The organism is Chloroherpetonaceae bacterium (assembly GCA_025056565.1).
Lineage (GTDB): Bacteria > Bacteroidota > Chlorobiia > Chlorobiales > Thermochlorobacteraceae > Thermochlorobacter.
Genome location: JANWWA010000010.1, coordinates 67,726 through 81,238, shown reverse-complemented (window position 1 = coordinate 81,238; position 13,513 = coordinate 67,726). Strand labels below are relative to the sequence as shown.

The window sequence follows — 13,513 nt, the reverse complement described above, 5'->3', positions numbered from 1 at the left end:
ATTCTCCTTTCCCTATAGTTTCATAGTTAAGTTGGAATGAACAGGCTCTCTAAGTGAACAAGTAGTGCAGGGCGTGCCCGCAAAGCACGCCTTGCACCGAAACGTTCATTAAGCCTTTGCGCCGATGGCTTCGACTTCTTTGCCTTTCATTGCACCTTTGGGGAAGCGGACGCTGTAGACAAACTCCTGCAGTTTCTTATTTGGCTCTGGGGTTAGGAGTGAGACGACAATCATTACCAAGAATGCAGCGGGCACGCCAAATAGCCCTGCACTTCGGTTGTCAATACCGAACCAGTTGGCTGCTCCATTGAAGTGGGCAAAGGAGTAGTAGATGGAAATTACCAGACCCACAATCATTCCTGCAATAGCACCTGCTGCAGTGGTGCGTCGCCACCAGATACCCAGCACCAGTGCTGGGAAGATTGACGAGGCTGCATAGCTGAATGCCCATGCAACTGTGTTTGCAATCACAGGTAGTTTCACAAACGCCGCAAATGTCGCTGCACCTAAGGCAATTAGCACTAACAGAATTTTTGAAATCCAAACGCGGGCACTTACAGAGGCTTGTGGGTTGATAATCTTGTAGTAGAGGTCGTGCGAAATCGCATTAGAAATAGTGAGCAAGAGACCGTCAGCCGTAGAGAGCGCGGCTGCCAAGCCACCTGCCATGACAAGACCTGTGATAGTGCCCGGCAGCCCTGCAATTTCAGGAGTAGCCAGCACTACAAAGTCTGTCGACTTTACCACAAAATCGGCAAACTGCACGATGCCGTCGCCATTTTTATCGACCACATCGAACAGACCGACAATTTTCCAGCGCGCAATCCAGCTGGGGAGTTCTGCAATTGGTGTGCCAACAAGGTTTATGAAAACCTCATACTTCGCAAACGCAGCATATGCTGGCGCAGTGAAGTAAAGCAGGAAGATGAAAAAAAGTGACCATGCTACGGAGGAGCGCGCTTGCTTGACGCTCGGCGTGGTGTAGTAGCGCGTTAGAATGTGTGGCAACCCTGCGGTGCCTAACATCAAGCAGAAAATCAGACCTAAGAAATTTACCATACCAATACCCTCAGGAATTGCCAGATACGGCTTTGGTGGTGTGGCTTGTGCTTTCGCCGTCGTGAGCGCAGCGTTCCACTTGGTCTTGGCATCTTCAACATCTTTCGGCAATGCTGCCTTGTCTTTTTCTGCCTTCTCTTTGGCTTTTGCTACTGCTTCGGGTGTCAGTGCGGCTAACTCTTTATCAATTGCAGCAAGGCGCGTAGTGAGTTCTGCGCGCTTTGCTTCATCGATTGGCTGAGCTGCGGCAGCTAACAGTGCACTTAGGTCAGCTTTTTCCTTCTCGAGAGCAGATTTCTTTGCTGCGATTGCTTCGGGTGCTAGTGCTGCAAGGCGAGCGTCAATTTCGGCACGCATTGCTTGCAGTGCCGAATCAGGATTAGAAAGCCGTGCTGTCAGCACCTTGACATCATTTGCCCAAAGTGCCCGTGTCTCTTTTTCCTTCTCTGGGTCAATGCGCTTATTTAGTCGCTCTTCTGGAATGCTTGCCAAATTTGGATTCTCTCGACCTGCAATCTGGTTCTCCATCACCGTAATGCTCTGCAGCACCTGTCCGTAAGTGAGCTGTGGCAGCGGTACTTTGAAGATGACTGTCGAGAGCACAATTACTGGGATGAGGTAGGCAATAATGAGCACGATATACTGCGCAACTTGCGTCCATGTTACGGCTCTCATTCCACCAAGAAAAGAGCAGACCAAAACGCCCGCTAGCCCTACATAGATGCCGACATCCTGTGGCAACCCAATGAAACGGCTGACAATCAGTCCGACTCCGGTAAGCTGCGCCGTGAGATAGGTGAAAGAGACTACAATTGCACAGATGATGCCTATTGTGCGCGCCAGATTACCCTCGTAGCGCGCGCCTAAGAAGTCAGGAATGGTGTATTGCCCAAACTTGCGCAGGTAAGGCGCAAGCAAAAGTGCCAAGAGCACATAGCCGCCTGTCCAGCCCATAATGTAGGCTAGTCCAGCGTGCCCCAGTGCGAAGAGCAACCCTGCCATTGAAATGAACGATGCAGCACTCATCCAGTCGGAGCCTGTTGCCATACCGTTGTATATGCTATTGACGCCCCGTCCTGCCACATAGTATTCCGATGGGTCGCTGGTGCGCGTAATAAAACCAATCATCGCATAGACCAGCACGGAAAAGCCCATAAAAATCCAGCTAATACCCTGCAGCTGCAACACGCCTGCTGCTTCCAGCAAGCCCACGATGATGACTAGAGCAGCGAAGCCTGCGGTGTAGAGCGTGAAGATATTTCTGAGCTTCATTTCTCGTCCTCCTCTTCTTGCAGGTTATACTTTGCATCTAATTCATTCATTTTCTTGGCGTAGATGTAAATGAGCACGATAAAAATGATGAGTGCCCCTTGCCCGCCCATATAGTAAGCCAGTGGAAAGCCCAGAATCACCACATTGTTGAGGACTGAACCGATTGCTTGCACAAGGAAAGTGACGGTTGCCCATATTGCAAGGAGCGTGAGCACAAGGTTGCGGTTCTCCCGCCAATAGCTTTGAAGCTGTTCTTGCGAAAGCTGACCCGAGCGCTCAAACTCCTCGAGCTCTGCTGACATGTCGATGGTTTCTTGCTGAGATTGACTGGTTGGATTTGGCATATCTTCTCCTCCATTGTTTGGTTAAAAAAAGCAACTTCACCTCACTTAATTGCTTGAAGAATACATCCTGACACGAGACAAGGAATCGCGTCCTCGTGCAAAAGCCTTGCCCTTGGTGTCCTCTGCAGGTGGCAATGTAGATCTTTCACCTGCATAGGTCTACGCAGGCAATGCGACACTTCAAGCCTGCCGCTAGTATGCAGACGCTTGCAGTCTTATCCTACTGCCAAAAAAGAATTTTCCTGCAGCGTGCTCTTAGCACTGTCATTGAACTGGGTAGGAAAAGCGGAAGGGTAAAAACATCGTAGCTACCTTCCCACTGTTCTCAGCTAATTGGACTCGACTTTGTTGTTTTGTTGCTTGCCTGCATAAAATAAGTTTTTTTTTCTTTTTGTCAAGTGCGTAACTAAAAGGTAATGTAGGCAGCGTTTGAAGTCCCAAGCAGTGCCTCTGTTAGTTGTTAGTTTTCAGCCACTGCCATGAGCTAATAGTGTAGTCAGGTTTGTCCACTTATCGCTGCCGCTACGTCTAAGCATCAGGGATACAACTATGCGGCAGTCTCTATGGGGGATTGGATTTCACTTTTCTTTTCACACGGTGCTTTTCATTTCATTTTCAAAACCTATAATTTTGCTTTTGCGCAAGTCTTAATCTTGCGCACAAAAACTCTTTGGGGGATTTCAGTATGACGGCTTCACTGAGCGAACCTGCCTTTACCAACGACGCGCCACTTTCCGCATATGAGAAAGCTACTAAGGACGGTGCACTTGACCCACGCTGTATTCCCCAGCATTTGGACGGCCCACCGCCTATTGGCGATGAAATCGCATACCCTGCCTACACCGACGAGGAACACGACATTTGGCGATTCCTCTACACTCGTCAGTGTGCACTGTTGCCGGGGCGCGCTTGCCGTGACTTTTTAACAGGCATTTCCCTGCTGGGTTTAAGTGAGGAGAGGATTCCTGCGCTGGCTAATCTCAGCCGCCAGTTGCAGAAAGCAACAGGGTGGCGAGTTGCTCGCATTCCGGGACTTTTGCATGAGCGTGATTTCTTTAACCTTTTAGCCGAGCGCATCTTTCCCTCTACCGACTACATTCGTGGACGACATGAACTTAACTATACCCCTGCCCCTGACCTCTTCCACGATGTCTTCGGGCACCTACCCATGCTCACACACCCCGACTTTGCCGACTTCTACCAGCTCTTTGGCAAAGCGGCTCTGCGTGCAGAAGGACAAGACCGCATCTATCTTGAACGCCTGCATTGGTTCACAGTTGAGTTTGGCCTCATCTATGAGGACGGTCAGGTCAGAATTTTTGGCTCGGGCGCACTCTCATCCAGCGAAGAAGTCGAGCACGCTCTGTCTGGCAAAGTAACTATCTACCCCTTTGAGGTCGCACGGGTGATTCATCAAGACTATGATGTTTGGCACCTGCAAGATGTGCTCTTCGTGCTGGATTCCTTTGAGCAGCTTAAAACAGAATTTGTTCGCTGGACACACGAGCGTGGCTTGCTCTGAGCCTGCCCACATGCGTAGAGGTGGGTAGCCCTGCTCACCTCTATGCCGATGTAATCCGCCCGTAACACTGCAGAATATGCGCCTCACTCTCCTACGCTTGTGAGCGCGACTCGACTACAAATCCTGCCGGACGATGACGACTGGACTTGCCCTTGTATTCAGCTGTTACTTTCTCTGTAATTCCACCACGCGCTCGCCACTCTGTAATGACGGTAATCTCGCGTGGCTTTAAGACTTCTTGCAGGTGATCGAGAATTGTGTTTGTTACGTTCTCGTAAAAAATGCCTGCGTTCCGATACTCGAGAAAGTAGTATTTGAGCGACTTTAGCTCTACGCAGAGTTTGTCGGGCACATAGCGAATTGTAACCGTGCCGAAGTCTGGTAAGCCAGTTCTCGGACAGACCGATGTAAACTCAGGATTGACAATTTCAATCGTGTAATCACGGTCAGGAAATTTGTTCTCGAAAGTTTCCAGCAGTTCAGGCTTCATTGTCGTCTGTGTTTAGTGTTCAAGTGTAAAAATACGTGCTACGATGTAACATTTGTGCGCATTCATTCTCCAGACCCAAAGTGATTGATTCACTTTGGGCCTATCGCTCTTTTCTCATACTTTGTCCGTATCTTACGCTGGTTTGTCTCTTAAGCAGTTTGTTCAACTAAACCCGCTCAACACAATGCCGCACGACGCCTTTCGCACTGCTGAGGCGCTGGTAGAGCGCTACGTTGCAGAGTATCTGGACAATAACGCCGCAGCTCGCACGCTCAATCAACTTCTGGAAGATATTGGCATTGGCTTGCGACCGCTCATCGACCACATTACTATTCGCACCACAGATGTGGAGCGCCGTGCAGAAGAATTCTTATCAGCTGGCTTTCTGGAAGATATTAACTTAGGTATTGTCGAGTATGACACATGGTGGGCAAAGGTTTATCGTCGTCCGGGCTTGCCTGCCGTCTTCATTGACCAAGCCTACGACGGCGAGCGCGGCAAAGGCTGCGTCATTCCCAAGTGGGTCGAGACCTTTGGCGACCAGATTTTGCATCACATTGCGGTTAATGTTGCCGACATTGAGAAAGCCATTGCTGCGCTGGAACGGCATGGCATTGAGTTTGCTGGTGAGATAACAGGCGAGCGCGGCACAGCATTGCGTCAAATCTTCACCAAGCCAGAGATAAGGCACGGTATGGCTTTTACCGTGCTGGAACTTGCGGAACGGCACTGGGGCTACACAGGGTTTCGTTCTGTGCAAGCTAATACTTTGATGGAGTCAACTCGCATTTAGAATAATGGTCGTCAAAACAGACCCAGCTGAGATTCAATCATTCTTGGAAGACACCAGTGTCTTGCAAGGCGGTCATACCGAAGCAGTGTATTTGCCCGAAACCTATAACGAGGTCGCTGAGCTGCTCAGCGAATGCTGGCAGAAGCGCATTCGCCTCACACTTTCAGGCAACGGCACTGGCACAACAGGCGGTCGGATTCCATTTGGTGGTTACACGCTTGCCTTTCATCGGTTAAACAAAATCCTTAATATCCAAAAATTTCCTGATGGCTCTGGACTGGCTACGGTGCAAGCTGGTGCGCTTCTTTACGATGTCCAGCAAGCTGCCGATGAACTTGGCTTACTCTACACACCTGACCCTACTGAGCGATATTGTTTTATCGGTGCAACCATCGCAAACAACTCCTCAGGTGCGCGTACATTCAAATACGGTCCAACTCGTCCGTATGTGCAACGTCTGAAACTGGCTTTTGCGGACGGAGAAATTTGCGAGGTGCGACGGGGCGAGATTTTCGCCGATGCATCGGGCTGGATAGACTTTCAGACGCCGCGCGGTCGGCATTACCGATTTCAGATTCCAGCCTACACCATGCCCCACACTTCAAAGCACGTAGCAGGCTACTACAGCAAACCAGAGATGGACCTCATTGACCTTTTTATCGGCTCAGAGGGCACGCTGGCTGTGATTTTGGAAGCTGACCTTCGCCTGATTCCAAAGCCCGAAAAAATTTTCAGCGCACTGGTTTATTTTGACAATGACGACCATCTCTTGCGCTTTGTCGAGGCGGCTCGCACGCGCTCACAAGCGCAAGCAGGTATTTCAGCTCGAGCAATTGAGTTTTTTGACGCGCACTCACTTCGTTTCCTTCGCCAAAAGTATCCAAACATTCCACCCCATGCAACTGGCGCCATCTTCTTTGAGCAAGAAACGACTGCAGAGACTGAAGACCACCTCCTTGCTGAATGGTATCATCTGCTCGAGACTCACTCCGCGCTCTTAGAGCAAAGCTGGATTGCACTCACGCCTAACGAACAGCAGCAACTCCGCGCCTTCCGACATGCTTTGCCGGTGCTTGTCAATGAATGGTATGCCCGCTTTAGGCAGCGAAAAATCTCGACCGATATGGCTGTGCCACACGCCCGATTCCCTGAACTGCTCAGTGCATACCGTCAAGGCTGCCACAGGCACAACTTGGACTACATTCTTTTCGGTCACATTGGCGACTCGCACTTGCACCTCAATATCTTGCCTAAGAATGCAGAGGAAGCTGCACGTGCCTACACTCTTTACCGCCATTTCATTCAAAAGACACTTGAACTTGGCGGCACGATTTCAGCTGAACATGGCATCGGCAAAATCAAAGCAGAGTATCTGGTCATGATGTTTGGCGAAGAGGGCATCAAGGAAATGGTGCGCATTAAGAAAGTCTTTGATGAGCGTCTTATTCTCAACATTGGCAACCTCATTCCTGAAGCATACCTACTGGACTGAACTTTTGAACGATATGCTCACGCCTGAGGAACTGGCACTGGTTTCCAGCCGCACTCCATTTGAGCTGAAACACCAAGCAACTGAAAAACTCAAAGACCTAATGCAGCGCGTGCGCCATGCGCTCTTGGCTGAACTTGAACCTGAGCACATTCTTTGCCCTGAACAAACGGACTTTGTGCGTGGGCAAATTGCCAAAGGTGAAAACTATGAAGGCTACCCATATGTGATGCTCGACTTTCCCAAGCATTTCGGTAAAACCGACATCTTTACTTATCGCACCATGTTCTGGTATGGGCACTACTTCATTTTTTCACTTCTTTTAGCTGGAACGCATTTATCCACCTACCTTGAGCGCTTAGATAAGCACTTCGATACTTTCTCCACAGCAGGTTTCTTTGCTGCGAAAGCTGACCTCTGGGATTGGCGTCCAGATGCGTTTGAGCGACTAGATAGCGCGCGCAAGTCTGAGATACTTATGCAACTTCGCACCCTGCCTTTCCTGAAACTTGCCAAACTGCTTGCACCGAGCATTCTCTCAGACGAAAGCGCTGTGCTTAGCGGCGCAAGGTCTTTCTATCGATTAACCACACTGCTTACGGCAAAGCCGTAGGTTGCAGGCTCGCTATGTTGCCAAGGCAGCTTGTCCAAATCCACATTGCCACCGCTGAGAATAATTCCCACGCGCTTGCCTGGAAGGTCAAGGCGTCTTTCCAGCAGCGCTGCAAATGGCACGGCACACGACGGCTCTACGATAATCTTCATTCGCTCCCAAATGAGCCGCATTGCCGACACAATGCCTTCTTCGCTGACCGTTACAATGTCGCTTACTTTTTCTTGAATGATAGGGAAAGTCTTATCGCCTAATGAAGTGAGCAAGCCATCTGCAATAGTTTTTGGCTGCAGCGATGGTTGAATATACCCCGTTTTGAACGAGCGATATGCATCGTCTGCACCTTCAGGTTCAACGCCAAAGACTTTTGTCTTAGGTGAGCGTGCCGTAACGGCGATGGCCGTGCCAGAGAGTAAACCGCCGCCTCCTACTGGCGTCAGCACGGCATCAAGGTTAGGCACCTCTTCCAGCAGTTCTAAAGCTGCAGTACCTTGCCCAGCTATCACGCGCTCATCGTTGTAGGGGTGAATCACTGTTGCACCGCTCTGCGCTACTTCTGCGGCAAGTGTGCTTTCGCGTGCGGCAAGTGTTGGCTCGCAGAAGATAATCCGTCCACCATAGCTTGCTACTGCAGCCTTTTTGATAGCAGGTGCCGTTTTGGGCATCACGATTGTTGCGACTGTGCCACGCAGTTTAGCTGCCAGTGCCAGTGCTGCTGCATGATTGCCTGAGGAGTGTGTGGCTACACCGCGCTGAACTTCGTCGGGCGACAGTGAAAACACAGCATTGCATGCACCACGAAACTTGAAGGCACCGACTTTCTGAAAATTTTCACACTTGAAGAAGATTTGTGCGCCCACTATTGCATTCAGGCTTTGGCTGGTCAGCACAGGCGTGCGATGCACATATCGTGCAATGCGCTGTGCCGCTTCTTGGATATGTGCAAGTGTCAAGCTCATCGGTGGTGCGGTTCGTTGTCTTTTAGCGAGGTGGCGCTGTGCGCACCCCCCGAAAACCCAGTGCTGCGGCGGTAACGGTTGTGTTTGCAACGGCGCCGCCTACTGCGACTTGTCGGTCTGAGATGCGCAACCGAAACGATTGATTGCTCCAGCTACCGCCGCGATAGCCCATTCCATTCACGCCCGAGGCCCACCGCTCTACGTTGGCATTGCCGGCGTAATCTAACTCACCATCACCGTGCAAGCCTGTAAAGCGCCGTCCTTGCGGGTCGCCGACTGTGATGCATTGCTCCCACAGGTTACCAGAAAGTTCTGCAATGCCGTAGTAGCTTGCACCGGGTTCTTTGCGTCCCAGATTTCCTTTCTCGCAAAATCCACATCGCAAGGCACCACGCCCGCCATCGCCTCCCTCGAAGAAGCGCATTCCAAAATTGCAGTTTGCGTTTTCTGGATAGAACTTTTCCGTTCCGTCTTCTTCGCCAATGATTTTCTCGACTGCAACAGGGTTATCCCGCCCCCACGCATACTCGTTGGCGACTGCGGTGCGTGTGCCACGTGCCGCCTTTTCGTATTCCAATTCCGTCATAGGACGCAGGGCTGCCCAATCCAGAAACGCTGTGCCATGTTTCCATTCTAAGTAATTGCATGCGCGTTCTGGTCGCTTCGCCTTGAAGCTGAAGTTTTCGGCATAAATCGTGTAGCGATATTCTTCGCTGCCCTCTGGAGCGAGGTTAGCAGCTTGAATATCGGTGAGCGTATTGAGAAACGCCGCATACTCGCCCTGACTAATTTCATACTTCATGCAGTAGAATGCGGCAAAGCCTTTCGGAAAATGCTCAGGGATAGCGACGCTGGGATAAGTGCGTGGTACATCGTCGCTAATGAGCATTCCTTTCCCATCGCTGTTTCCAAAGTTATCAGCCGTAGAATTACCGAATAGCAGCTCGCGCTCGCTTTCAATGCGGGCAGGACGGCTAATTTCACGCATCTCCACGCGTGAGGCATCTTGAATGCCTGAGGCGGTCATCACCAGCGACTCTCGCATTTCTGGACGCGTGGGCGCAGGACTTAGTCCTCGAAATGTCATTACCTTGCGCTCGGGCTTCGGGCGAGAGACCGTCTGAAATGGGTCGGTAAAATTTCCTGCCACATTAAACAGCGAGCCATCGCCAATCTGAAATGGTCCTTCAGGCACATACACCATTTCCAGCGCAAACACTCTCACTGCAGAGTTCGGTCGAACCGTCACTCGGTCTTCACGATTTAACCACCGTAACTGCACGTCTGGAATTACCACATCGCCTTGTCCTTCTGCTCTGCGGTAGATGAAGACGCCTTTTGCATCGGGCACGGTGGATAGCTCAAATGCATCGGGCACAAAGTGATGCTCTGGATGCACCGATAGCGTTGCGTGTTTCCAAATACCATCATTGGTTTGATACTTGACGAATACCCATGCTGCATCCCAGTTAATCTCGTCACGCCACGAGTTTTTCCACGACAGGTCAAACATTACCACCGTGTAGGGGCTTTCCGATGCGGGCGACTGCACCAGCAGCCTGACATTTGAGACGCGAATATCCCTTGCCTCCAGTGACGGGAAAAATGTGCAGAGCACCAGTGCCATCATCATTGGAATCGCTTGCCACAACATTGCCTTGCCTCCTTTGGTCGTTACAGTGTGGTTAAAGTCTTAGCAACTTACAAGATTCTGGTGCTTTTGCAAACTGCTGCTTTCAGATTAGCTGTGCTCACCAATGAGGCGCATAGCGTGGCGATAGATGAAATCTACTTGCTCGTCAATCGAAAGGTCGGAGGTATCCAGTGCAATTGCATCGGGGGCTTGGCGCATTGGAGAAATCGGGCGTTCTGCATCGGCTTTATCACGCTGCGCAATTTCTTCTTCAAGCTCAGCAATAGAGATGTTCAAGCTGCCCGTTGGACTTTTTTCCAAGAGTTCTTCGTAGCGGCGCCTTGCACGTTCTTTGACACTCGCTGTCATAAAAATTTTAAGCTCTGCATCGGGGAAAATCACCGTGCCAATGTCGCGCCCGTCCATCACAACCCCTCGCGCTGCTCCAATTCTGCGTTGATACTCGGTGAGCTTGTCGCGCACCAGCTTGAGTGAGCTCACCTTGCTGACCAGCCGCGACACTTCATTGCTTCGAATCAAGTCAGAGACATTTTCGTTGTCCAGAAACACTTTTTCTCCCTCCAAGTGCACATTGGTGTTGTCCAGAAGTTCCCTCAGACGCGCTTCATTTGAAAAAAGTTCGTCGAGAAAAGGTGAGCGCAAGAACTTGAGTGTGATGGCGCGATACATTGCGCCTGTGTCAATGTAGGTGTAGCCTAATCGCTTTGCGAGTGCTTTGGCGGTCGTACTCTTGCCCGATGCAGCCGGCCCATCTATGGCAATGATGATTTTCTTCAAGGCTTGGACGAACCGTTTTGCTTAGAGAATTGCTCACGGCATTTTTGCCGCTCTTACTCAATTGATAGCACGGCGTAGCCAAACGCTGGTAACGCAAGCGACAGTTTGCTGTCGGCTACCTCCAGCTCGCTACCACTTAGCAAATTTACGGCTTTTGTCGCCTTGTAGAGACGTGGCAAGTGGATTGTTAGAGGTTGCGATACACTAGACTTATTTAGCACCACAAGCACCCGTTCATTGAAATCAGAGCGCAGATACGCAAAGCACGACTCGTTTGCCAGCAGCGTTTGAAAATCGCCGTATCGCAGGGCCGAATGCGCTGCACGCAGCTTAATGAGCTGTCTTACGCTGGCAAGCATACTTTGCTCCAGCTCACTGAGTTGATTGCCAAAACGCATTGGGCGACGATTGTCAGGGTCGGCTGCACCAGTTAGCCCGATTTCATCGCCGTAGTAGATTGTTGGAATGCCCGGAATAGTCAGCAGGTAAGCAAGGTAGAGTTTTGTTTTCTCATAGCTTATCGGCGAATCCACTTTTGGCGGCGAGAGCCATGCAGCGTCTTGTGCCGATAGTCCTGTCGGGGTGCGCTCATTCAGGTCAAGGTCCCCGTCCGCCAGCGCAATGTAGCGCACTTGGTCGTGGCTATCCATCAAATTGCCCATTAAGTTTTGCGTGCCATAGACTTCAAAGGTTCGGCGCAGTTCTGCTTCCAGTGAGGCAAACGATTCACTTGGTGAAAGAAAGACGCGCCGTGCTGTGTAAAACAAGTTGAAGTTAAACTGCGCATCAAGCTGTCCGTTATTGACGTAGGACTTTACAAGCTCGTACCTGCCAAAGGTTTCACCGATTTGATAAATACGCCGCTTTTCTGGGATTTGAATCGCTTGTTTGATTTTTCTTGTCGCAATGCGCCAAAAGTCATTTGGCACGTGTTTAACCGCATCGTGTCGAAAGCCATCGGCATCGGTTTGCTTGAGCCACCAAACGGCGTTGCTAGACATTGTGTCCAGTGCTGGCTTTGAGGCGTAGTTAAACGATGGCAAATACGGTTCAAACCAAGTCGTCAAGCGATGTTCGTCCCAAAGCCGCAAGTTTTTCCTGCCGTCTGGTAAGTCCAGCGTGCCAAACCACTCAGGGTGAGCTTGATAGAAGGGGTGGTCAATGTGCGTGTGATGCGCAATAAAATCCAGAATGACTTTCATTCCACGCCGATGCGCTTTGGCAACGAGGCGTCGGAGCAATTCCATATCACCGAATCGTGGCTCGACTTCTGTGGCACTCACTGGCCAGTAGCCATGATAGCCTGTGTAGTATCGATGCGGCGGCGGGTATTCACGGTGCACACGGTCGGGGTGTTTATTGACAGGTGAAAGCCAGAGTACATTGACGCCCAGTGAATCAAAGTAGCCTTCATCAATTTTTTGAATGATGCCCCGAAAATCGCCGCCAAAGTAATTTGCTGGCGCAAAAAGGCTGTCATGCACAAGTGGCCGGTCGTTGGACGAATCACCGTTTGCAAAGCGGTCAATGATGATGGAGTAGATAATCGCATCGTGCCAGTTAAAGGGTTTGGCGGTGTTTTCGCGCGCCAGATTTGCCGTTCTGGGGCGACGGGATTCAGGCGCGCCCTTTGGCAGACCGTCAAGCAGAAACACGGTTTGCATTGGTGTTGAAACTCCGTCTTGCGAGACAGCCAGGCGCAACACTTTTTCGCCCACTAAGTCGCTTCCCCTGAGCCGCACCACAATGCGATTCTCCACAATTGTTAGCTGACGCGCTCCCAGCAGTTGATTATCTATCAAAGCGATGATGTGTTGCGAGAGCAATTTGCCTGAGGCACTGTCGCGCTCGAAGACAAATGCCAGCTCGGTCTCATCACCTTTACGCTTCATTGAAGCAATGTGGAGATAGGCTTTTTCCGTGCGACGTGGCGGAATGCTAAGCACTGAGTTGTAGCCGCCAAAGCCATTCGGCACTTTTTGCGGATTCTGTTCATCAATTATTTCCTCACCATCTACCACGAACTTGTATTGATACTGCCCTTCATCGAAACGGCAGGTGAGCACAAAGCTGCCATCAGGCGTTTTCTGCATGGGCAATGAAGTGCGATTCCAGTCGTTGAAACTGCCCATCACAGAGACTTGCTTTGCCACACCCTTTGGCACATAGCGGAAAGTATGTTCAACCAGTCGCTTGACTTTGACAGGAAAGCGATACATCGCTGCGCCGAGTCGAAACGCAAGGAGCGTGTAGCCTTCAAAATCCATCTGTGGCGTAAGCACCAGCCAGCGCGAAGCCGTGTCGTAAGCAATCTGAATGTGAGGGTGTGGTTCAAACTCCGCATCGTAGCGCTCTGCATAGAACAGGTCACTTATGAGCACAGAATCAGTTCTGCCTGCAATGAGCTGCAGCTCAGGCAGGAGGTCGCGCAGGTATGGCGTTTGTGGAGGCGGCGCACACGAAAAGGAGAAAATAGCTGCTAACAGCAGCGCAAAACGATACTGCATCTTCCACACACAGCTTGAAGCGTTGGATATGCCA

11 protein-coding genes are annotated in these 13,513 nt (G+C 50.7%); 4 read left to right on the top strand and 7 right to left on the bottom strand.

Going from position 1 to position 13,513, the window contains the following annotated elements; translation table 11 throughout:
* Positions 1 to 108: 108 nt before the first annotated feature.
* Positions 109 to 2,331: a cation acetate symporter gene (locus NZM05_08890; protein ID MCS7013726.1), complete on the bottom strand. Its 2,223-nt coding sequence runs from the start codon at positions 2,329 to 2,331 to the stop codon at positions 109 to 111.
* Positions 2,328 to 2,675: a DUF4212 domain-containing protein gene (locus NZM05_08885; protein MCS7013725.1), complete on the bottom strand. Its 348-nt coding sequence runs from the start codon at positions 2,673 to 2,675 to the stop codon at positions 2,328 to 2,330. Before NZM05_08885 ends, NZM05_08890 begins: the two co-directional genes overlap by 4 nt.
* Positions 2,676 to 3,360: 685 nt before the next feature.
* On the opposite strand from NZM05_08885, the gene NZM05_08880 reads away from it, so the two are divergent.
* The gene (locus NZM05_08880; protein ID MCS7013724.1) at positions 3,361 to 4,197 is read left to right on the top strand and encodes a phenylalanine 4-monooxygenase; all 837 of its coding nucleotides are present in this window, start codon (positions 3,361 to 3,363) and stop codon (positions 4,195 to 4,197) included.
* A gap of 91 nt (positions 4,198 to 4,288) precedes the next feature.
* On the opposite strand, the gene queF is transcribed toward NZM05_08880, so the two are convergent.
* Positions 4,289 to 4,687, bottom strand: a complete 399-nt coding sequence (queF, locus tag NZM05_08875) for a preQ(1) synthase (GenBank protein MCS7013723.1) — start codon at positions 4,685 to 4,687, stop codon at positions 4,289 to 4,291.
* Positions 4,688 to 4,871: 184 nt separating this feature from the next.
* Here queF and NZM05_08870 point away from each other — a divergent pair, with 184 nt between their 5' ends.
* From NZM05_08870 to NZM05_08860, 3 genes are read left to right on the top strand one after another with little or no spacing between them, the layout of a single operon-like run.
* Positions 4,872 to 5,480 (top strand): VOC family protein, encoded by a 609-nt coding sequence (locus NZM05_08870; protein ID MCS7013722.1) that lies wholly within the window; start codon positions 4,872 to 4,874, stop codon positions 5,478 to 5,480.
* Positions 5,481 to 5,484: 4 nt separating this feature from the next.
* Positions 5,485 to 6,972: an FAD-binding oxidoreductase gene (locus NZM05_08865; GenBank protein MCS7013721.1), complete on the top strand. Its 1,488-nt coding sequence runs from the start codon at positions 5,485 to 5,487 to the stop codon at positions 6,970 to 6,972.
* Positions 6,935 to 7,582 (top strand): hypothetical protein, encoded by a 648-nt coding sequence (locus NZM05_08860; protein MCS7013720.1) that lies wholly within the window; start codon positions 6,935 to 6,937, stop codon positions 7,580 to 7,582. Before NZM05_08865 ends, NZM05_08860 begins: the two co-directional genes overlap by 38 nt.
* Here the strand turns inward: NZM05_08860 and NZM05_08855 are convergent.
* The 4 genes from NZM05_08855 to NZM05_08840 form a co-directional block, all read right to left on the bottom strand.
* Positions 7,546 to 8,541 carry a pyridoxal-phosphate dependent enzyme gene (locus NZM05_08855; protein ID MCS7013719.1) on the bottom strand — a complete coding sequence of 332 codons (996 nt, stop codon included), beginning with the start codon at positions 8,539 to 8,541 and terminating at the stop codon, positions 7,546 to 7,548. The two genes, NZM05_08860 and NZM05_08855, sit on opposite strands and share 37 nt — an antisense overlap.
* A gap of 22 nt (positions 8,542 to 8,563) precedes the next feature.
* Positions 8,564 to 10,195, bottom strand: a complete 1,632-nt coding sequence (locus NZM05_08850; GenBank protein ID MCS7013718.1) for a hypothetical protein — start codon at positions 10,193 to 10,195, stop codon at positions 8,564 to 8,566.
* A gap of 87 nt (positions 10,196 to 10,282) precedes the next feature.
* Positions 10,283 to 10,972, bottom strand: a complete 690-nt coding sequence (gene cmk / locus NZM05_08845; protein MCS7013717.1) for a (d)CMP kinase — start codon at positions 10,970 to 10,972, stop codon at positions 10,283 to 10,285.
* A 53-nt stretch (positions 10,973 to 11,025) separates the two neighbouring features.
* Complete coding sequence (locus NZM05_08840; GenBank protein MCS7013716.1) at positions 11,026 to 13,479, bottom strand: alpha-amylase family glycosyl hydrolase; 2,454 nt, start codon at positions 13,477 to 13,479, stop codon at positions 11,026 to 11,028.
* Positions 13,480 to 13,513 lie beyond the last annotated feature (34 nt).

Excerpts from the sequence above, each read along its gene's own strand:
- NZM05_08890 (MCS7013726.1), bottom strand. The coding sequence starts at position 2,331 with ATGAAGCTCAGAAATATCTTCACGCTCTACACCGCAGGCTTCGCTGCT.
- NZM05_08885 (MCS7013725.1), bottom strand. The coding sequence starts at position 2,675 with ATGCCAAATCCAACCAGTCAATCTCAGCAAGAAACCATCGACATGTCA.
- NZM05_08880 (MCS7013724.1), top strand. The coding sequence starts at position 3,361 with ATGACGGCTTCACTGAGCGAACCTGCCTTTACCAACGACGCGCCACTT.
- queF (MCS7013723.1), bottom strand. The coding sequence starts at position 4,687 with ATGAAGCCTGAACTGCTGGAAACTTTCGAGAACAAATTTCCTGACCGT.
- NZM05_08870 (MCS7013722.1), top strand. The coding sequence starts at position 4,872 with ATGCCGCACGACGCCTTTCGCACTGCTGAGGCGCTGGTAGAGCGCTAC.
- NZM05_08865 (MCS7013721.1), top strand. The coding sequence starts at position 5,485 with ATGGTCGTCAAAACAGACCCAGCTGAGATTCAATCATTCTTGGAAGAC.
- NZM05_08855 (MCS7013719.1), bottom strand. The coding sequence starts at position 8,541 with ATGAGCTTGACACTTGCACATATCCAAGAAGCGGCACAGCGCATTGCA.
- NZM05_08850 (MCS7013718.1), bottom strand. The coding sequence starts at position 10,195 with ATGTTGTGGCAAGCGATTCCAATGATGATGGCACTGGTGCTCTGCACA.
- NZM05_08840 (MCS7013716.1), bottom strand. The coding sequence starts at position 13,479 with ATGCAGTATCGTTTTGCGCTGCTGTTAGCAGCTATTTTCTCCTTTTCG.